Below are 19,784 nucleotides of genomic sequence, written 5' to 3' on the forward strand. Positions count from 1 at the left end.
GCCATGGAAAAGACGCGCCTCAGCGAGATGCCGAGACGCGTCCGAGTTGAATTTCAGTGAATGTTCAAAGTCGTTCAGGGAACGAGCACTTTCTTTCCGCCAATGAGATAGATTCCGGCGGGAAGACCCTTAAGGTCGGAGGCAGTGCGAGCGTGGCTGCGAACCTTGACGCCACTCAGCGTGTAAACTGCGCTGTCGCCGTTCTTCTCGAGAACCACGTTGGTCACAGCATCAATCTTTCCGTCAATGGGAATCACGACATCAGAAGTTTCTTCCGTTTCGGGCACGTTGATGTTGATGTAACCGGAGTTGTTGGCTACGCCTTCGTGTGCTTTGGAATCCACGATGGTGGCACCTTGATAGAGAATGCCGTAGCCGACGTTGAGCTCGGAGATGGGAGCCAGCGTTCCGACGAGGTTGTTCACTTCAAGCGCTTCGCCTGCGGTGTGGTTGGCAAGACCTTCGACAGTGGTTTCAACCGTTTCGAAGTTGAATGTACTTTCACCATATTCTTCCTTGAAGAAGAAAGGAGTGCCGCCTGTGATGACGCCATTGATGGGCGAGAGCACGAGGTTGTTCGCATTTCTGCCGACCAAGGAGAAAGCATTGCCTTCGGGAGAATAAATGTCAACGGGCAGGGTGATGATGGTGAACTTGGAAGGATTGACGTTCCAAAGGATGGCACCGTCATAGGCATTGTCCACATCTACTTCCTCAAACGAGAAGGCGGAGTTGTCACTGCCGTTTGCCACGCTCCAAGTCACAACGTTCTTTGAGCCGGGTTCTGCGTTGAGATAAACATTTTCTTCAAACACCACGTTGAAGACACCGGGCACCTTGGCAGAACGGAGCGTGAAGGCGCAAGTGTCGGCTTCAGTGGAACCGATGACGCTGCGGGTGAAGTCCTTCGGGTTGTTGAGATATTCACCGGTCATCACGTTCTTGAGGAGGAAGGTTCCGTCGCCGTTATGGATGAATTTCCAGATGGTGTAAGGACGATAGGTCACGTCGTCAGAGGGGTGCAACCACTTCATGCCGACGCCGTTACCTGCGGGATAGACGTAGGAACCGTTCGGATTGGCTTCGATGGCAGTTTCCGTGGCATCCTCTGCGGCAGGAGCGGTCTGGCTCACGAGATAGTAGTATTTTCCGTCAGCAGGTTTGATGAGTGCCTGAGCAAACTCGGCGAGAGCCTGATTGAGCGCATTCTTGACTTCTTCCACTTCTGCAAGACTCATGATGTCCTTGACGCGAGGTTCACATTCGTTGATGACAGCACCGAGAGCATCGAGGGCGGATTGCGGGAAGTAGCCCGGGGCATCGCCGACGGCAGCGTTTTCCAACTGTGCTTTGGCTTCGTTCAGTGCAGCAAGTGCTTCTGCGGGATGCGGATAGTTTTCAACGAAGAGTTCGTAGGCAGCATTGAGTTCATCAATGATTTCGCGCGTGGCGGCGTTGGCGGCAAGAGCTGTGTTGGCGGCATTGAGAGCAGCTTCAAATCTTGCGCGCACATCGGCATCCACTTCTTCGATGAGAGATTCTTCGGGAACGTAGGTTGCTTCGTAAATCTGGAACATACTCATGCAGAAGAACGGTGCGCCGCTAACTTTGGAAGCGTTGTTGCCCGTGGTCAGCACGTCGAAGCGAACATAGCGATAGGGCTGGTCGAAAGCGATGCTGCCGTAGCCCACAATGTTCTGATAGGTGCGGTCCGTTCCGCCGGCGTTATAGACGAGTGAATCGACATAGTTGGTCGTGATGTAGCCTTGGCGAACCCATGCTGCGTTGTCAGTGGTGTCGTTGCAGGCATAAACTTCAAGCTTCACGGGATACTGCGCAGCCACGTTGTAGTTATCACCCGGGTTGATGCGCTTGACGGTCTTGAACTCAATGGCAGAGACTGCCCTGTTGAGGTCAGCGGCGAGATAGTGATACTTGCCTGTGAAGGTCTGGTCTGCGCGCCAGCTGGAGTGGAAGAAGGAGGTCGGGTCGTTGAAATCGAGCAAGGCGTCGGTGGAACCTTCTTGCGGATCTTGGCAGTTGGACCAATACTGCGAGCCTAAGTCAATGAGACCGGGAAGGTCGAAGTAGGGGTCGCCGTGAGAAGCGGCGGAGGTGTAGGCAAAGCCCGCGTCATAGCCAGCCTTGGCAGTGTCATAAGCCTTCTTCAGTTCCGTGTTGAGTTTCACCTGCTCAATGTCAGCGAGGACAGCCTCAAGGTCAGACTCTTCGACGTGGAGGAACTGCCAACCGGAAGCGGCGGCGGTCGTTGTCCAAGTCACAACGCCAATTCCGTCCTTCATGGTGTGGAGAGCGGTACAGTCGGGATAGCCGTCAGCAGCCCAACCGGCAATCGGATTCTCCACGAGACGCGGATTTTCAATGACGAAGTAGTCTTTGTTCTGCGGATAAATCAGATAACTCTCCTCAGCCTCCTCGGTGGAGGGGATGTATTGTCCGACGCGCTCTGCAGCACCGACGTAGCGTCCTGTATAGACGTTCTGAATGAAGTAGGAACCGGGTCTTTCGGGGTTCTCCGTCATTTTCCAGATATATTTGGTGTCTGCTGCCGTGATGGTTTCAGGCAGTTCCCAAGTGGAGTTGTAGGTCCAGCAGAGTTGCGAGCCGTTGTCGTAGGTGGCGTTCAGTTCGGTGCGGGCACTGCGGAAGTAGTAGTAACCGTCCTTCACCTTCACTGCTCCATCCTGAGCGGCGCGGATGGCGGCTTTCAGTCGGTCAATGGCAGCGTCAGCCATTTCGTAGGTCACACCCTCTGTGTTGGCGACGGTGAGTGCGTTGGAATAAGCATCCAGCATCTCATCGTGGAGAGCCTGGCTGATTTGACCGGGTTCGTCACCGACGTTGTAGAGATTGTCAAGGCCTTCGGCAGGAACAATCTCGTCCAACACATTGCGGATGTAGGTGCTGGCAGGCATTTCTTCCACGGCATATACATACCACATGTTCTGATTGAAGTTGTTTCCCAGCGTGGGATTGCCGCCGAGAGCTCCGTTGAGAAGGAACGTGGTGTTGGTGCGGGTGGCAGATTCAAGGGTCTGGTCGGCGCCACAGAAAACCACGCCGACACCGCACTGCGCATTGGGAGTGCGAAGCGTGGCACAAGCCCAAGATTCAACTTCACTGGGCTCAGCGTCCATTTGTTCAGAGGTGTAGGAGATGGCATCTTTGATGATAAATCTCCAGGCACGCGCCTTGGTGTCAGTGTAGGAGATGATGCCGGTTTTGTTTTCCAGATAGAGTCCGGTGGAAACCTGCTTCAGAATCCAAACGATTTCTCCATCCTCTTGATCGCCGTCATAGACAAATTCAAGGAGGTTCTCATCGGTGATGATGTTGGACTTGGTGATTCCTTTCACAAAGTCAGGGGTCGGGTCGGTTCCCACGTCGAAAGCACCGCTTTGAAGCACATAGCTCATGCCTTCTTCAATGTAACCGGATTCAAGAGCCCCTCCGTCGGTCAAGGAACCTCCGGTAACCACATAGCGCTTTTCAGCTTGCGCTGCGCTAATGCCAGCCATAAACATAACAGCCAGCAGGAGCAAGTAGTAGGTCTTTCTCATGTTTCGGTTGATTTAAGGTTAATGATTAAAGGTTAATGATTAAAATTATTTCTGTTTTTTTGACGGGCAAGGCAGCATTCCTTGAGAGCCGGCGTTTCTTGTGGAAACTGCTTGCAAGAGAAACTGGTGCCGAATCCGCCTCATTTTGCAAGTTCACGCGACAAAGATAAGGTGATTTGGTCTAAATGACAAAGGTCTGCGAAGCCGACTTGAATTTTTTTTCTAATTTTGCTCTTCCAAAGCAGAGAATCAGAGTAATCAGACACTTTCCCGTTCTTTTTCTGCGCTCATTCTCTCACAAGAACTCAGACCTCCAAAAAATAAACACAATCCGCACGATGTTAGAAATAAAGAATCTACACGCTTCCGTCGAAGGAAAAGAAATCCTGCGCGGAGTGAACCTCACCATCCGAGAAGGAGAAGTTCACGTCCTGATGGGACCAAACGGCTCCGGCAAAAGCACACTCAGCCACGTGTTGGTGGGAAACCCAAAATATGAAGTGACGGAAGGAAGCATCACCTTCCGCGGAAAAGACCTCCTTGCCCTCTCACCCGAGGATCGCTCACACGAAGGCATCTTCATGTCCTTCCAAGCACCGACCGAAATACCCGGAGTCTCCATGACAAACTTCATGAGAGCCGCACTGAACGCCAAAAGAAAATATTTCGGACAAGAACCCATCCCCGCCTCTGAGTTCTTGAAAATCCTCAAAGAAAAAAGAAAACTCGTCGGACTGGACGCACACTTCATGAGCCGAGGCGTCAACGAAGGATTCTCAGGAGGCGAGCGCAAACGGAACGAAATCTTCCAAATGGCGGTTCTCGAACCGTTCTTCAGCATCCTCGATGAAACGGACTCCGGACTGGACGTGGACGCCCTGCGCATCGTTGCCGAGGGGTTCAACACGCTCCGCACGCCACAAACGTCAGCCATGGTGATTACACACTATCAACGAATGCTTGACTATCTCAAACCGGACTTCGTCCACGTCCTCGTCAAAGGACGCATCGTCAAAGAAGGAACCGCACAACTGGGCTACGAAATCGAAGAGCGCGGTTTCGATTGGATTATCAAGGAGGCGTAATATATATAAGGAGTATTACATGAACAGCGAACAGCAATACATCGACCTCTTCCGCGCTCACCGCGACTTGCTGGAGCAACACGCCGCACCGGTCACCAACCGACCGCGCGAAGAAGCGGCGGCACTGCTCGAACAACAGGGACTGCCCGACCGGAAGACGGAGCGCTACAAATACACTGACGCACGTGCGGCATTCGCGCCTAACTTCGGCGTGAACCTCAAGCGCCTGCTGCCCAAAGCGGACCCCTACGACACCTTCCGCTGTCAAGTGCCCAACTTGAGCACCTCGCTCTTCTTCGTGCTCAACGACGTGCCCGTCCCGGCGCCGCTTCACACGCAATCTCTCCTTCCCGAGGGCGTCACGGTGGATTCCTTCTCACGCGTGGAGAAAAAACGCCCCGGATGGCTGGAGGCTTTCTATCATCGTGCAGCCTCCCACGAACGTGACTTCAAAACCGGACACGACGGAGTCACTCTTCTCAACACCATGCTCGCACAAGACGGGCTGCTGATTCACGTCCCCGCCGGCGTGAAACTCAAAACACCGATTCAGGTGGTGAACATGTCGGTCGCCGCCTCGGACTTCCTCTCTCTCCGCCGCGTTCTGATTGTGGCAGAAGAAGACGCTGAAGTCTCCGTCCTCTTCTGCGAACACGCCGAGGGCACACCCGCCTATCTCACCTCAGAAGTGATGGAGGTCTATGGCGGCGTCAACTCCTCCGTCTCACTCTATTCCATCGAAGAAACCAACGAACGCTGCACGGCGTTCCGAAACATTTTCACCGAACAACAAAGCGGCTCCCGCGTGACCTGTCACTCCGTCACGCTGACCTGCGGCACCAGCCGCACCCGTCTTGACGCCCGACTGAAGGGAGAGGGTGCGGTCTGCGAAGCCTTCGGCGCCGTCATCGCCGACGACACCCGCCGCGTGGACCACAACGTGCTCGTCGAACACCTCGCACCCGGTTGTCAGAGCGACATGCTATATAAATATGTGTTGGACGGCAGCAGCGTCGGTGCTTTCGCCGGGAAGGTCTATGTGGCACCCGGTGCCGACAAAACCCTCTCGCGCCAGACCCACGCCAGCCTTTGTGCCTCGCCGACCTCGCGCGCTTTCTCGCAACCCATGCTGGAAATCTATGCCGACGACGTAAGTTGTAACCACGGCTCCACAACCGGAAAGTTGGACGAGGCTGCTTTGTTTTATATGCGTCAGCGCGGAATTCCCGAAGCGGAAGCACGCCTGCTCCTGCAACACGCCTTCATCAACGAAGTGTTGCGTCACGTCTCCATCCCTCACCTCTACGACCGCCTCGCCTTCCTCACCGACCAGCGATTCCGCGGCGCACTCCGACATTGTCAAGGCTGCCACCGCTGCGGCGTGAAATGAGGCACCCAACGTTTCTTTCATTGCACACCATGTTTGATATTGAAAAAATACGTTCCGACTTTCCCATTCTGGAAAGAAAGGTCTATGACCGCCCGCTGGTCTATTTGGACAACGCCGCCACGACTCAGAAACCACGCTGCGTCGTCGATGCGATGAGCGAGGAATATTTCTCCGTCAATGCCAACGTGCACCGCGGCGTGCACTTCCTTTCGCAACAAGCCACCGACCTTCACGAAGCCGCCCGCGAACGGGTGGCTCGTTTCATCGGCGCTGCCTCTTCTTCCGAAATCGTTTTCACACGGGGCACGACCGAGAGCCTGAACCTCGTCGCTTCGTCCTTCTCCGAGGCGTTCCTCCGGGAGGGCGACGAAGTCTTGCTGACGGTCATGGAACACCACAGCAACATCGTTCCTTGGCAACTCGTGAGGGAACGCAAAGGGATTGTCCTCAAAGTCATTCCCATCAACGATGCCGGTGAGGTGGATATGGAGGCATACGAAAAACTCTTCACTCCGCGCACCCGCCTCGTCGCCGTCACCCACGTCAGCAACGTGCTCGGCACGGTGAACCCGGTGAAGCAGATGGCGGCGGTGGCTCACGCCCACGGCGCCCGCATCCTTGTGGACGGCGCACAGAGCGTGCCCCACTTCCCGGTGAACGTGCAAGACATTGACTGCGACTTCCTCACCTTCTCCGGTCACAAAGTCTATGGACCGACCGGCATTGGTGTGCTCTACGGCAAGGAGGAACTGCTGGACCGCATGCCGCCCTATCAAGGCGGCGGCGAGATGATTTCCCGCGTCACCTTTGAACACACGACCTTTGAGCGACTGCCCTTCAAGTTTGAGGCTGGCACACCGGACTATGTCGGCGCCCACGGACTCGGCGTGGCGTTGGACTATGTGGAACAACTCGGCATGGAAAACATTCATCTCCACGAGCGAGAACTCACCCGTTACGCCATGGAGCAACTTTCGCTCATCCCCGGTATGCGCCTCTTCGGCACCGCCGCCGAGAAGGACGCCGTCGTGGCGTTCACCGTCGGCGACATTCATCCGCTGGACTTAGGGACGCTCCTCGACCGCCTCGGAATTGCCCTCCGCACGGGACATCACTGTGCCCAGCCGCTCATGGCGCGCTTTGGCGTGGAAAGCATGGCACGCGCTTCTTTTGCTCTCTACACCACCCGCGCCGAAATTGATGCCCTCGTCAGCGCCATCGACCGCGTCAGAAAGATGTTCTGAATAAGCCTTGATTCATCAAAAAGGGCGCAGACACTCCCCTCCCCTTTGACCCTTTAACCCCCAATCATCTCAAACCATGACACTCTCCACCACTCCCACTCTCGAAGGCAATCCCATTCGCCAATATCTCGGCGTCGTCACCGCCGAAAGCATTGTCGGTGCCAACTTCGTCAAAGACTTCATGGCAAACGTGCGCGACTTCTTCGGCGGACGCTCCGGCGCCTACGAAGGTGTGCTCATTGAAGCACGCGAAACCGTTCTGAAGGAACTTGAGGAGCGTGCTTCCCGCATGGGTGCCAACGCCGTTGTCGGCATCAGTTTTGACTATGAGACAGTCGGCGCATCCGGTTCCATGCTCATGGTCGTTGCCAGCGGCACCGCCGTTGTCGTCTGACCGTTTCCCAAAACTTCACCCCGTTTTTTGATGCTTGCTTCCTTATATAATACGTCCCATCTCCTTGAAGCCGGACTTGACGAAGCCGGGCGCGGATGTCTGGCAGGCGAAGTCTTTGCCGCCGCCGTGATATTCCCGCCCGACTATGAAAACGACGAACTCAACGATTCCAAACAACTGACCGACCGTCGCCGTCGAAAACTCCGCCCCATCATTGAGCGCGACGCCCTCGCTTGGGCGGTTGCCAGCGTGTCACCCGAGGAAATTGACCGCATCAACATCCTGAACGCCTCCATCCTCGCGATGCACCGCGCTCTCGACGCCCTCAGCGTGCGACCGCAATTCCTCATCGTGGACGGAAATCGCTTCAAAGCCTACCAAGACCTGCCGCATCAAACCATCGTCAAAGGCGACGGCAAATTTCTTTCCATCGCAGCCGCCTCCATCCTTGCCAAGACCTACCGCGACGACCGAATGCACGAACTCCACGAACAATATCCTTTCTACGACTGGATTCACAACGCCGGCTATCCCACGCTTCGTCACCGCCAAGGCATTCTCTCCCACGGACTCACTCCTCACCACCGCCTCACCTTCGGCGGACTCGGCGAGCCGACTCTTCCTTTCGCTGAAGAAGAAGAACCACGTTAGTCAGCCGTTTTCTTGGTCATTTTGCACAAAGTTTGTAATTTTGCGCACGATTTTAAAGGTATAACTCTTATGACCCACAACTTACTGAAAGGAAAGCGCGGCATCATCTTTGGCGCGCTCAACGAAGACAGCATCGCTTGGAAGGTTGCTGTCAAGGCAGCCGAAGAAGGTGCACAACTGACGCTCTCCAACACTCCCATGGCGTTGCGAATGGGAACGCTTGACAAACTCGCCGAGCAAATCGGCGCCACCGTCATCCCCGCCGACGCCACCAGCGTGGAGGATTTGCAAAAGGTTTTTGAAGAAAGCATGCGCATCCTCGGCGGAAAGGTGGACTTCGTGCTCCACTCCATCGGTATGAGCCCCAACGTGCGCAAACACCGCACCTACGATGACCTGGACTACGGCTATCTCCAGAAAACGCTGGACATCTCTGCCATCTCTTTCCACAAGATGCTCCAGACCGCCAAAAAACTTGACGCCATTGCTGAATATGGTTCCGTGGTCGCTCTGACCTACGTCGCTTCTCAGCGCACGTTCTTTGGTTACAACGACATGGCTGACGCCAAGAGCATGCTCGAAAGCATCGCACGCAGTTTCGGCTACATCTACGGTCGCGAGAAACACGTCCGCGTAAACACCATCTCCCAGAGTCCCACCGCCACCACTGCCGGAAAGGGAATCAAGGACATTGACAACATGATGGACTTCTCCGACAAAATGTCTCCCCTGGGCAACGCCAACGCAGAAGAATGCGCAAACTACTGCGTCATGATGTTCTCTGACTTCACACGCAAAGTCACCATGCAGAACCTCTTCCACGACGGCGGATTCTCAAGCATGGGCATGAGCCTCAGAGCCATGAACCAGTACGCAAAAGACCTCACCCCCTACGAGGATGAGAGCGGCAAGATTATTTACGGATAATCTTTTCCGCCCCAAACTTGAATCACCATGCGGCGACCGTCCCTCACGAAAGCATGACGGCTCGCCGCATTTTTGTTTTTCTGAAGAATAGTTTTTGATTATGAGTTTCCTATCTTCTCTTTTCGGAACTTCACGTCCCGACGACACACAAAAAGCGCAGATTCTCCGCGATGACGGAGTGCGCGCCCTGCAAATGGGAGAAATCCCCTACTCCGTGAAATGTCTCAAAGCCTCTCTCGAACTCCGTCCCGATGCCTCCACGGAGGGTTTGCTCGCCGAAGCACTGCTGCGCGCCGGAGAAGCCGCCGAGGCACTCCCCATTTTGGAAAAGTTTGCGCAGCAGCCGGACTGCTCCCCCCTGCTTCGCCACACCTTGGCACGAACTTACGGGCGCTTGGAAATGTATGACAAAGAAAAAGAGACGGCACAGGCACTCTTGGACGCCAACGCCGAAGACGCCGATGCGCTCTTCCTCTGCGCCGAAGCGGCTTTTGCGCTGAACGACCCCTTCACGGCGGTGGCATCACTGACGCGCTGTCTGCAAATCTGCGAAGAGAACCTTGAAGCACGCGCCCTCCGCTGCCGCGTCCTTGCAGCCATGCAACAATGGAAGGAAGCCTTGGAAGATGCCGACGCCCTCGCAACTGCCGAACCGGAAAATGAAACCTTCGCCCATCTCCGCGCCGACCTCCTGGCAAAGACGGGACGCACGAACGAAGCCATTGAAACCTACGAACGACTCCGCGCACTCAACCCCTTTGACCGCGAATCTGTGCTGCGTCTGGGAGAACTCTACGTCGCCGGCTCGCTTTTCGACAAGGCACTGGCACTCTACGATGAAGCCATCGACCTTGACCCCACCTTTGCTGAAGCGTGGCGCTGCCGCGGCGGCGTGCGCCATCATCTGCACGACGAGGCAGGCGCAGCCGATGACCTCAAACACGCGCTGGAACTCGCTCCCGCCAACGAGGTCGTCCCCGACGGAGAATACTCCAACGTGGAGAACGCGATGAACGACCGCTATCGCAGCCTCAACCCCTACGGTTTCTGAACCACTTTCCTTTTCCTCCGAGAAGCCGCTTTCCGTGCGCCGCCCCCCTTCTTACGTCTCAGAAAACCAAAAAAAACGGAAGAAATTTGGAGGTCTGAAAAATAACGCCGATATTCGCCATTGAAACATCCCGAAAGAACGGCACGATGCTCACGATTGACGACTTTCTCATGTATCTGCAAGGCGACCGAGCCTACTCCCCGCGCAGCATAAGAACCTACGCTGATGCGCTCGGCTCCTTCCAAAACTTCTTCCAAGCTTTGGACGACCAACTTGACTGGGACAAAATTGATGCAGACATCATCCGCCGATGGATGGCTGCAGAAATGGAACGAGGAATCGGAGCAAGAACGGTGGCAAAAAATCTCAGCGCACTGCGTTCGTTCTATAAGTACTTGCTTCGCATGGGGTGCGTCAGCAAAAATCCTGCTCACCTCATCAAGAATCCCAAGGTGCACTACCCGCTGCCCACTTTCCTCAAACAATCGGAGATGAACCGACTCTTTGACGACGTGGAGTTTCCGGAAAGTTTCGAAGGTGTCAGAGACAGAATCATTCTCCTCACCTTCTACCACACAGGAGTCAGAGTCTCGGAATTGGTCGGACTCAACGTGGCTGACGTTTCGCTGACCACAAGCGAACTCAAAGTGACGGGAAAACGGAACAAACAGCGCATCATTCCTTTCGGGAAGGAACTGACCGACGAAATGGCACGCTACGTCCGACTGCGAAACGAGTGGACCGCCACACTGGAAGGACCACTCTTCCTCGGAAAGGACAAGAAAAGGATGAAAGCGGAAAGCGTCCGGAACATCGTCTCGCACTACCTTTCCATGGTGACGACGCAAAAGAAGAAAAGCCCTCACGTCCTGCGCCACACCTTCGCCACCGTCATGCTCAACAACGGAGCAGACCTTGAAGCAATCAAAGAATTGTTGGGGCACGAAAGCATTGGAACAACGGAAGTATATACCCACACCACTTTCGCCGACCTCAAAAAAGAATACGAACAAGCCCACCCAAGGGCATAAACAAAAAACAAAAGGAGGTATCTTATGGAAATCAAGATTCAAGCCATCCACTTTGACGCCACAGAGAAACTGACGCAGTTCATTGAAAAGAAAGCAGCCAAACTGCAGAAAACTTGTGACAAAATAACCAAAGCTGAGTTCATCCTCAAAGTCGTGAAACCCGAAACGGCGATGAACAAAGAAACGGCAATCAATCTCTCCCTCAGCGGCAAAGAACTTCGCGCAGCAAAAGTCTGCGACACGTTCGAAGAAGGCGTGGACCTCTGCGTGGATTCCCTGCTCCGTCAGTTGGAGAAATACAAAGACCGTCACTAAGCCCATGCCCCACCGGGCAAAGCAAGTGAAACGCTGCGCCGCGAACATCAAGGACTTTTGAGGCGCGCTGCGAAAATTCTGAAATCACACCCAAACACAACGTCGGTGGTTCACAAAGAACCGCCGGCGTTTTTGTATGGGGTGTTCTAAAAATTAGGTTGAGTTGATTTTTGCTTTCTTAGAGATGAACTTTTGTCAGTTGAGGAAGGAGCATAGCGGACTATGTGACTGACGAAACTTACAAAAGGGCGCGCTAAGAAACGAAAAGCGACCAAAACATAAGCACTCTCTTTTGAACGTTCCTTATCCCGTAATTTATAGAACACCCCTTATAGAAGGATTCGCGCGCAAACGCGCGTTTTCACCTTACGAACCTATACGTTTTTTAGGGGTACATACATTTTCTGCAAACCCTACACAGAAAGGGCTTAAAGTTTGAAAATCAACGAGGTTAAGTGTGTAGGGTTTGGTCGGAAAACCTTACATGAAACCCTACATTGTGTAGGATTGCGCGGAGACGTGTGTAGGATTTGAATGAAGCAAAAAATATAAATGTTGAGACGGGCGAAGACGTGCAAATAATTGAATATTGAGACGGGCGGAAAAATGCAAAAAAACAAATGCAGCGTTGGGCGGAAAAATGCAAAAAACGCCGTTTTCATCGGAGAAAACGACATTTTTTACCTTGAAAAAAATGAAGCAATTTGGTAATTCCGAATCCGTCAGCAACGCATCAGATTGGCTTACTATCATCCAACGAATGGTGAGGGACTTTTCCTCCGCAAAACACCAACGGACTCAACCCATGAAAAACGTTTTAGGGGTGTTCTAAAAATTAGGTAGGAAACGTAAGCACTTTCTTTTGAACGTTTCTTATCCCGTAATTTATAGAACACCCCTTTTTCGGAAAGCAATCATTTTGTTTATGCTTCTTTCTCCGCGTCCTCTCCGACCCGGCCTTTCCCCGCATCCTCTCCGACCCGGTCTTTCTCCGCGTCAAGATTCTCGGCACCGGTCGTTGCGGTGACGTCCTTTTCTTCGGGACCGACATAGACCCCCATGCTTTTCTGTATTTCAATTTCCTCTTCGGTCGGACGGTCGGGCACAAGCCCTTCTTCACCGACAACGTAGCGGCGATAGTAGGAAATCATCAGCGTTGTCAAGGGCAGTGCAATGATGAGACCGACAATGCCAAACGCATATCCCCAAACGGAGAGGGCAAGCAGGACGATGGCTGGCGGGAGTCCCATGATTTTCCCCATGATGCGAGGCGTGAAAATCGTGTCTTGAAGAATTTGAACGACCAGATAGACCACGACAACCATGCCCAAGAGGAACCAAAAGTTCTGACCGGTTTCGGCTGCTTGGAGCAGGGCGAGCAACGCGGCAGGAATGAAACCAATGACTTGAAGATAGGGCACGAAACTGATGACGCCAATCAGACAGCCCAAGCCGACCGGCATCGGAAAGCCTATCAAATAGAATCCGACGCTGAACATGAAGCAGTTGCTCAAAGCCACCAGAGCCTGACCGCGGAAGTAGCCCGCCATGCCGTGCTGAATGTCTGCGACGAGTTGGGCAGCGAACTTTCTTTTTCCGCGCGGAACGAAGTGAATCCAGCCGTTGGCATATTTTTCGTAGTCCGTCAGGAGGAAGAGCAGGTAGAGCAGACCGATGAGCGAGGCGACAATGTTCACGATGGTTCCCGCTGTGCTCCAGACCATTTCCCAAACCTTTGGCACGGTTTTCTTGATGGCCTCGACGACGTCGCGCTGCCGAAGGAACTGCTCGATTTCTTGTTGGTTGGCGTGACTTTGCAGGAAATTTCTCACGGCGGGCGGTATGGTGTGGTTGTCTGCTCCTTTTTGGATATACTCAATCGCCACGTCTTTCAGGTGTCCTGTTTCTTCAACCATGGGCGGCACGACGACATAGAAGAATCCCGCGAGCGCGGCGCAGGTCAGCGACAGCGTCAGGAAGATGCAGAGCAAGCGGTTCTTCAGTCGGCACTTGTATTGAAAGAAACTGACGACGGGATAGAGCAGATAAGCCACAATCCAAGCGACGAAAAAGGGAATGAGCGCCGTGCTCAGCCAGTAGAGCAACATGCCGACGCCGACAATCAGCACGATGCCGATGAGTCCGCGAATGAAACGGTCAAACGTGATGACCTTGGAATCTCTGTTTTTGGATTCTGTTTTTGACATCTGAACAAAGGAATATGAAGTTGCGAGAGTTTCGTTTTCTGCCCGCAAAGCATTACTGTTGGCTGCAAAAGTATTTAATCCTTGTCAAAAAGCACTCCCAAAGGGGTTAAGAATGAGCAAAAAGATTGAGTTTGTTTGTGGCTCGGGCAAAAACACCATATATTTGCACCATGGGAACGCTCTATTTGGTGCCTACGCCCGTAGGTAATCTTGAAGACATCACGCTCCGCGCACTGCGGATTCTGAAGGAAGTTGATGTTGTGTTGGCTGAGGACACTCGCACCTCGGGCTTATTGCTGAAGCACTTTGACCTCAAGTGCCGCCTCGTTTCCCACCACAAATTCAACGAGCACCAAACAGCCGACGCCTTTGCGGCTCGCATGGCAGCAGGCGAGGTGATGGCGCTCATCTCTGACGCCGGAACGCCCGGCATTTCCGACCCCGGCTTCATGTTGGTGAGGGCATGTGTGGAACGCGGCGTCACCGTGCAGTGTCTTCCCGGTGCCACGGCGTTTGTGCCTGCGCTCGTCTCCTCCGGTCTTCCTTGCGAGCGGTTCACCTTTGAAGGATTCCTTCCACAGAAGAAAGGGCGCGCCACGCGGCTGGAAAGTTTGAAGGAAGAGCAGCGCACGATGATTTTCTACGAGTCGCCCCATCGCGTCGTGAAAACGCTGAACCAATTCATCGAAACCTTTGGCGCAGAACGCCGCTGCTCCGCCTGCCGGGAGATTTCCAAAATCCACGAAGAGAGCGTCCGCGGAACACTCAGTGAAGTCGCCGCACACTTTGCAGCCAACGAACCACGCGGAGAGTTCGTCCTCATCGTCGAAGGAGCAGAACCTCCCAAAAAGCAGAAAAAGAAAAAGGAGCGCACGGAAGACGAAGAATGAACAAACGCTGAATCCGGCGAGGCTCACTCCTTACTATATGTACCAACTCAAAATCTGAAACTCGAAACAAAAACATGAAACGCGCGGTCTTGACCTCGCAACATCCTAAACATCATGAAAAAGAACATACTCCTGCTCACAAGCATTCTCTTTCTCACTCTCGCCTCTTGCAACACGAAGAAAGAAAAAGAACAAGAAGCCATTGACACCAGCAGCATGGTCATCGACTCGCTCCGACAGGCTCTGACGCAATCGCAAAACGAATCAAGCGACTTGATTGAAACGCTCTCGCAAATTCAGGAAGGATTTGACCAAATCAACCAGGCGCAAGGCAGAATCAACGTCAAGAAAACAGAGGGAGACACGCCTGACCGTCAAGCCATCGTGGAAAACATGGAGTTCATCCAGCGCACGCTGGCACTCAACAAAGAACTCATCGCCAGTCTTCAGCAGCAACTGCGAACCACCAGCCAGAGCGACGCACGCAGCAAAGCGAAACTGGAAGAAATGGTCGCAAACTTCAACAAACAACTGGAGGAAAAAAGCAAAGAGATAGAGGCACTGAGAGCCGAACTTGCCGAAAAAGACATTCGCATCGCTGAACAAACCGAGGAAATCAACTCCCTCAACCAATCCGTCAGCGACCTCAACAAACAGAATGAAGAAAAGGCGCGCAGCATCGCCGCACAGGACAAGGAGATGAACACTGCCTACTACGTCTTCGGCACTAAAAAAGAACTGCGCGAGCAAAGAATCCTCAACCGCAACGACGTGCTGAAGAACAATGATTTCAACAAAGACTACTTCACCCGAATCGACCTCCGCGTCACCAAAGTCATCAAACTCTACTCCAAGAGTGCAAAACTGATGACGAACCACCCGGCAGGCACCTATACGCTTGAGAAAGACGCTCAGGGAATGTATGTTCTCCGCATCACCGACCCGCAAAACTTCTGGAGCGTCAGCCGCTACCTTGTCATCACTGTGAAATAAAAAAAAGAACATAACTTCTCATGAAGAAACTTCTTTCCTTCTTTCTCGCCTTCCTCCTGCTCCTTTCCACCGTTGCCTGCAGCGGGCAACAAGCGGCAGGCGCCTTGCAGGGCAGCATGGTCGGAGGTATGGTCGGCTCCGGCCTCGGCGGCATGATGAACGGACCGCGAGGTCATGACCGAGGCATCGTGGCGGGAGCGTTCATCGGCGGCATCCTCGGTGCCGTGGCATTTGCCCCGCAAGACCAAACCAAGAAGAAAACATCCAAAAAGGAAAAGGCGGAACGCCCCATCAAGAGCCAAGGACGCGAAGACGAGGAAGTCTATTATCGCTCCACGCCTTCCAAGTCGGACCTGGAGAAGATTGAAGTTCTCAACCTCAAGTTCTTTGACGAGAACCGCAACGACTTGCTGGACCCGGGTGAAGAAGCGTTTGTGGAAATGGACATCTTCAACCGCGGCAGCCATGCGCTCTACAATCTCACGCCCTCCGTCACCTGCTCCGACTCCTCCGTGCGTCTCTCCGAGCCGGCGCTCATCAGCACACTGCCCGCAGGCGAAGGCGTTCGCTATCGCATCATTCTCCTTGCACCGATGCAGACGCTGCCGCAGGAAATCACTTTCACCGTGGGCTTTCCCAACGGCAAACGCATCATCAAAACCAAACTTTTCAAACTGCGCACTTTCTGACCCTCGTCTTTCTTTGTCCGAAAGTGACCTTTCTCTCTCATCACTGCCCTCTACCCCATGCTTCCTGACCACAAAGCCATTCTGCGACTCGGCATTCCCATCGCCATCGGACAGATTGGCGTCATCGTCATGGGATTTGCCGACACGATGATGGTCGGACGCTACAGCACGGACGCGCTTGCCGCCGCTTCCTTCGTCAACAGCGTTTTCAACCTCATCACCTTTCTTCTCATGGGCTACAGTTACGGACTGACGCCGCTGGTCAGCGCCCTCTACGGAAGAGGACATCGGCGCGAAGCGGGCGCACTGCTCCGCAACGGAGTGACGGCGAACTTGTTGTTTGTCCTTTTGCTCATGGCTGTCATGGCTGTCGCCTATTTCTTCCTCCCCGCTTTCGGACAGCCCGCGGAACTGCTTTCCCTCATTCGAACCTACTATCTCCCCATTCTCTTCTCACTCTTGTTCGTCGCGCTCTTCAACGCCCTGCGTCAGTTCACCGACGGCATCACGGACACCTCCGTGGGGATGTGGGCACTGCTCAGTGGTAATGCGCTGAACATTCTTGGAAACTATCTTTTGATTTATGGGCATGGCGGTTTTCCCGAGATGGGACTCGCGGGTGCCGGACTGAGCACCCTGCTCTCCCGTGCCGTCATGCCGCTCATTCTGATTGTCGTCATTCTGCGCCGAAAGAGTTATCGGGTCTATCATCTCGGCTTCTTCGCCCGTCGCAGCAAAGGCGGAGTGAAGTTTGTTCACCGTCAGTCCCTCCCCATCGGGCTTCAGATGGGAATGGAGAGCGGTTCGTTCACGATGAGCGGCATCATGGCAGGCTGGCTCAGCGCCGTTGACCTCGCCACGTTTCAAGTCATGGTCACCATCGGCACGCTCGGCTTCCTCCTCTACTACAGTTTCGGAGCCGGATTGAGCATTCGCCTCGCTGCCGCCTACGGTCTTCGCGACTGGAGCCGCGTCCGTTCCGCCGCGCGTGCCGGCACCCACATTTTGCTCGCCATGGCGGTCATCTCCTCCCTGACCTTCCTTGTCTTTGGCAAGTCGCTCGCTTCGCTCTTCACCACTGACGCCGCCGTCCTCAGCCTTGCCGCCAGCCTCATCCCTCCGCTAATGCTCTACCAACTGGGCGACGCGATGCAGGTCTGCTTCTCCAACGCTCTGCGTGCCACCCGGGACGTGCAGTCCGTCATGTGGATTGCCTTTGTGAGTTATGTCATGGTGAACATTCCCGTGGGCTATTTTCTTGCCTTCCCCTGCGGCATGGGCTCCGCCGGGCTCTTCTACGCTTTCTCCGCCGGACTCTTCACTGCCGGCACGCTGTTTTTCCTCCGTTTTCGTCGTGTCCTCCGCCGTGACGCAAGCGGAGGAACATAAGGTTTAAAGGCTGTTCTATAGATTAGGAAATAAGGAGCCCTCAAAAGAAAGTGCTTACGTTTCCCACCGGTTTTTTCGAACACCCCTTAAAGCGAAGGACGAAATCCTTGACACGTGTTTGCCCCGTCTCTCTTTCTGCTCATGCACACTTCCCGCGACAACTTTCGTTTTTTGACTGAAGCCCCCGTGCACCGTGTGGTGCTCACCATGGCTGTTCCGACCATCATTTCGATGCTGGTCACAGCCCTCTACAACCTTGCGGACACCTTCTTCGTCAGTCAAATCAACACGCAGGCGACTGCAGCGGTGGGCATCGTCTTTTCCATCATGAGCATGGTGCAGGCACTCGGTTTTTTCTTTGGTCACGGTTCGGGGAACTATGTGGCACGAAAACTGGGCGCCAGGCAGACGGAGGAGGCAGAGGTCATGGCAGCGACAGGATTTGCCTACAGTCTGACGGCGGGAATGCTCGTGGCGTTGCTCGCCTGTTTCTTCACGACGGACCTGAGTCTGGCACTGGGGAGCACGGCAACCATCCTCCCCTACACGGAAGCCTATCTCGGCATCGCACTCTGGGGCGCGCCGTTCATGACCGCCTCGCTGACGCTGAACAATCAAATGCGCTTCCAAGGCAACGCCGGCTACGCGATGTTTGGCATTCTTTCGGGCGCACTGCTCAACGTCGTGCTCGACCCGCTCCTCATCTTCGTCTTCGATATGGGCATTCAAGGTGCAGCGTGTGCCACGGTCGTCAGCCAGTTCGTTGGCTTCCTCGTGCTGCTCCGCATGACCCGTGAAGGCGGAGGCATTCGCATCCGACTCAGCCGAGTCTCCTTCCGTCCCACACTTTTGAAAGAGATTCTCTTCGGAGGCACACCGTCACTCATGCGGCAGGGACTGACGGGGCTTTCGGTCATCGCTCTGAACCTCGCTGCGGCACGTTTTGGCGACAGTGCGATTGCGGGCATGAGCATCGTCTCCCGCAGTTGCTACTTTGTCTTTGCCGCCACCATCGGACTGGGGCAGGGTTTCCAGCCGCTCTGCGGTTTTTGCTATGGTGCCCGCCGCTATGACCGCGTCCGCGAGGGTTTCTTCTTCTGCGTCAAGACGGGCAGCGTGTTCCTGCTGACGTGCGCTGTGGCGGGCATGGTGTTTGCGCCGGAGATTGTGTCGTTCTTCCGCGACGAGGCGGAGGTGGTGGCAGTCGGCGCGGCGGCACTGCGTTGGCAAATGGTTTCTTTCGTGCTTCTTCCGACCATCGGACTGACGAACATGATGATGCAAACGATTCGGCGCCCGCTCGAAGCAAACTTTGTCGCAGCCGCGCGCAGTGGCTTGTTTTTCATTCCGCTGGTGCTGGGGCTGCCGCGTTGTTGGGGACTGACCGGGCTGGAGATGTGCCAGGCGGTCAGCGACGTGCTTTCCTTCGTCGTTTGCTTCTTCATCGCGCGCCGAGCCTTCCGCATGATGCGTCGGCTGGAAAATGAAAAAGGAACCGTGCAGAACACTGAAGGGATGTTCTAAAAGTTAGGTTGAACCGGTTTTTGATTTCTGGGATATTCTATAAATTACGGTTTTTGAGGGAAGAGGTCTTTCACGCACCATCAAAGAAGCGACAGAATCACCGACGCGGACTCTTTCACGCCCAAGCCTGCCATCGTCTTCGACTCCCCCACCGCTTAAAAGAACCAACATTTTTGAGCCATTTTTCAGCGATTTGACATTAACATTTTTAACTTCCGGGAACACTTTCCGCCTCCCAATTTTGCCTACTCGGCGCATAGTTTTACTTAGGAGCGCACCTAAATGAAATTAGAAGAAGGCAAATTTAAATTAGAAGAAGGCAAATTTTTCTTAGGTGCGCTCCTAAATCGCCGTTTTTAAAGGGAAAGTGACGAAAAAAGGGGGGAGCCGAGGCTCCTCCCATATCTCTGTACAAATATAATA

At 54.1% G+C, this 19,784-nt stretch carries 17 protein-coding genes; 14 read left to right on the top strand and 3 right to left on the bottom strand.

Features of this window, described 5'->3' with window-relative positions; translation table 11 throughout:
• Positions 1–74: 74 nt before the first annotated feature.
• Positions 75–3,581, bottom strand: coding sequence for a hypothetical protein (locus I6E40_RS05395; protein WP_235385881.1), 3,507 nt, complete (start codon positions 3,579–3,581; stop codon positions 75–77).
• Positions 3,582–3,919: 338 nt separating this feature from the next.
• Between I6E40_RS05395 and sufC the strand changes: the two genes are divergently transcribed.
• The 9 genes from sufC (at position 3,920) to hpf (ending at position 11,669) form a co-directional block, all read left to right on the top strand.
• Complete coding sequence (gene sufC / locus I6E40_RS05400; protein ID WP_235385882.1) at positions 3,920–4,666, top strand: Fe-S cluster assembly ATPase SufC; 747 nt, start codon at positions 3,920–3,922, stop codon at positions 4,664–4,666.
• A 19-nt stretch (positions 4,667–4,685) separates the two neighbouring features.
• Positions 4,686–6,056, top strand: coding sequence for a Fe-S cluster assembly protein SufD (gene sufD, locus I6E40_RS05405; RefSeq protein WP_235385883.1), 1,371 nt, complete (start codon positions 4,686–4,688; stop codon positions 6,054–6,056).
• Positions 6,057–6,085: 29 nt separating this feature from the next.
• Complete coding sequence (locus tag I6E40_RS05410) at positions 6,086–7,300, top strand: aminotransferase class V-fold PLP-dependent enzyme (protein WP_235385884.1); 1,215 nt, start codon at positions 6,086–6,088, stop codon at positions 7,298–7,300.
• Between the two features lie 76 nt (positions 7,301–7,376).
• Positions 7,377–7,694: a heavy metal-binding domain-containing protein gene (locus tag I6E40_RS05415; protein ID WP_235385885.1), complete on the top strand. Its 318-nt coding sequence runs from the start codon at positions 7,377–7,379 to the stop codon at positions 7,692–7,694.
• 30 nt (positions 7,695–7,724) lie between these two features.
• Entirely contained in the window at positions 7,725–8,345 is a 621-nt protein-coding gene (locus I6E40_RS05420; protein ID WP_235385886.1) for a ribonuclease HII, read from the top strand.
• Positions 8,346–8,414: 69 nt separating this feature from the next.
• Positions 8,415–9,272, top strand: coding sequence for an enoyl-ACP reductase (locus I6E40_RS05425; RefSeq protein WP_235385887.1), 858 nt, complete (start codon positions 8,415–8,417; stop codon positions 9,270–9,272).
• Between the two features lie 100 nt (positions 9,273–9,372).
• Complete coding sequence (locus tag I6E40_RS05430) at positions 9,373–10,323, top strand: tetratricopeptide repeat protein (RefSeq protein WP_235385888.1); 951 nt, start codon at positions 9,373–9,375, stop codon at positions 10,321–10,323.
• Between the two features lie 146 nt (positions 10,324–10,469).
• Positions 10,470–11,354 (top strand): tyrosine-type recombinase/integrase, encoded by an 885-nt coding sequence (locus I6E40_RS05435; RefSeq protein ID WP_235385889.1) that lies wholly within the window; start codon positions 10,470–10,472, stop codon positions 11,352–11,354.
• Positions 11,355–11,378: 24 nt separating this feature from the next.
• Positions 11,379–11,669, top strand: coding sequence for a ribosome hibernation-promoting factor, HPF/YfiA family (gene hpf, locus I6E40_RS05440; RefSeq protein ID WP_235385890.1), 291 nt, complete (start codon positions 11,379–11,381; stop codon positions 11,667–11,669).
• Between the two features lie 923 nt (positions 11,670–12,592).
• Here hpf and I6E40_RS05445 read toward each other — a convergent pair.
• A complete protein-coding gene (locus tag I6E40_RS05445) occupies positions 12,593–13,876 on the bottom strand; it encodes an AI-2E family transporter (protein WP_235385891.1) in 1,284 nt (427 codons plus the stop codon).
• Positions 13,877–14,046: 170 nt separating this feature from the next.
• Here I6E40_RS05445 and rsmI point away from each other — a divergent pair, with 170 nt between their 5' ends.
• The 5 genes from rsmI to I6E40_RS05470 all read left to right on the top strand — a co-directional run bounded on the left by rsmI (position 14,047) and on the right by I6E40_RS05470 (position 19,361).
• Entirely contained in the window at positions 14,047–14,766 is a 720-nt protein-coding gene (rsmI, locus tag I6E40_RS05450) for a 16S rRNA (cytidine(1402)-2'-O)-methyltransferase (protein ID WP_235385892.1), read from the top strand.
• Between the two features lie 114 nt (positions 14,767–14,880).
• The gene (locus tag I6E40_RS05455) at positions 14,881–15,759 is read left to right on the top strand and encodes a hypothetical protein (RefSeq protein ID WP_235385893.1); all 879 of its coding nucleotides are present in this window, start codon (positions 14,881–14,883) and stop codon (positions 15,757–15,759) included.
• Between the two features lie 20 nt (positions 15,760–15,779).
• Entirely contained in the window at positions 15,780–16,448 is a 669-nt protein-coding gene (locus I6E40_RS05460) for a hypothetical protein (protein ID WP_235385894.1), read from the top strand.
• Positions 16,449–16,505: 57 nt separating this feature from the next.
• Positions 16,506–17,837: an MATE family efflux transporter gene (locus I6E40_RS05465; RefSeq protein WP_235385895.1), complete on the top strand. Its 1,332-nt coding sequence runs from the start codon at positions 16,506–16,508 to the stop codon at positions 17,835–17,837.
• 141 nt (positions 17,838–17,978) lie between these two features.
• A complete protein-coding gene (locus I6E40_RS05470) occupies positions 17,979–19,361 on the top strand; it encodes an MATE family efflux transporter (RefSeq protein ID WP_235385896.1) in 1,383 nt (460 codons plus the stop codon).
• A gap of 3 nt (positions 19,362–19,364) precedes the next feature.
• Here I6E40_RS05470 and I6E40_RS05475 read toward each other — a convergent pair whose 3' ends face one another.
• On the bottom strand, positions 19,365–19,619 hold the full coding sequence (locus I6E40_RS05475; RefSeq protein WP_235385897.1) for a hypothetical protein: 255 nt from the start codon (positions 19,617–19,619) through the stop codon (positions 19,365–19,367).
• Positions 19,620–19,784 lie beyond the last annotated feature (165 nt).

The sequence above is a fragment of the Prevotellamassilia timonensis genome (assembly GCF_021531665.1).
Lineage (GTDB): Bacteria > Bacteroidota > Bacteroidia > Bacteroidales > Bacteroidaceae > Alloprevotella.

Coding starts and splice junctions, on each gene's coding strand:
- I6E40_RS05395 (WP_235385881.1), bottom strand. CDS start 3,581: ATGAGAAAGACCTACTACTTGCTCCTGCTGGCTGTTATGTTTATGGCT.
- sufC (WP_235385882.1), top strand. CDS start 3,920: ATGTTAGAAATAAAGAATCTACACGCTTCCGTCGAAGGAAAAGAAATC.
- sufD (WP_235385883.1), top strand. CDS start 4,686: ATGAACAGCGAACAGCAATACATCGACCTCTTCCGCGCTCACCGCGAC.
- I6E40_RS05410 (WP_235385884.1), top strand. CDS start 6,086: ATGTTTGATATTGAAAAAATACGTTCCGACTTTCCCATTCTGGAAAGA.
- I6E40_RS05415 (WP_235385885.1), top strand. CDS start 7,377: ATGACACTCTCCACCACTCCCACTCTCGAAGGCAATCCCATTCGCCAA.
- I6E40_RS05420 (WP_235385886.1), top strand. CDS start 7,725: ATGCTTGCTTCCTTATATAATACGTCCCATCTCCTTGAAGCCGGACTT.
- I6E40_RS05425 (WP_235385887.1), top strand. CDS start 8,415: ATGACCCACAACTTACTGAAAGGAAAGCGCGGCATCATCTTTGGCGCG.
- I6E40_RS05430 (WP_235385888.1), top strand. CDS start 9,373: ATGAGTTTCCTATCTTCTCTTTTCGGAACTTCACGTCCCGACGACACA.
- I6E40_RS05435 (WP_235385889.1), top strand. CDS start 10,470: ATGCTCACGATTGACGACTTTCTCATGTATCTGCAAGGCGACCGAGCC.
- hpf (WP_235385890.1), top strand. CDS start 11,379: ATGGAAATCAAGATTCAAGCCATCCACTTTGACGCCACAGAGAAACTG.
- I6E40_RS05445 (WP_235385891.1), bottom strand. CDS start 13,876: ATGTCAAAAACAGAATCCAAAAACAGAGATTCCAAGGTCATCACGTTT.
- rsmI (WP_235385892.1), top strand. CDS start 14,047: ATGGGAACGCTCTATTTGGTGCCTACGCCCGTAGGTAATCTTGAAGAC.
- I6E40_RS05455 (WP_235385893.1), top strand. CDS start 14,881: ATGAAAAAGAACATACTCCTGCTCACAAGCATTCTCTTTCTCACTCTC.
- I6E40_RS05460 (WP_235385894.1), top strand. CDS start 15,780: ATGAAGAAACTTCTTTCCTTCTTTCTCGCCTTCCTCCTGCTCCTTTCC.
- I6E40_RS05465 (WP_235385895.1), top strand. CDS start 16,506: ATGCTTCCTGACCACAAAGCCATTCTGCGACTCGGCATTCCCATCGCC.
- I6E40_RS05470 (WP_235385896.1), top strand. CDS start 17,979: ATGCACACTTCCCGCGACAACTTTCGTTTTTTGACTGAAGCCCCCGTG.
- I6E40_RS05475 (WP_235385897.1), bottom strand. CDS start 19,619: ATGCGCCGAGTAGGCAAAATTGGGAGGCGGAAAGTGTTCCCGGAAGTT.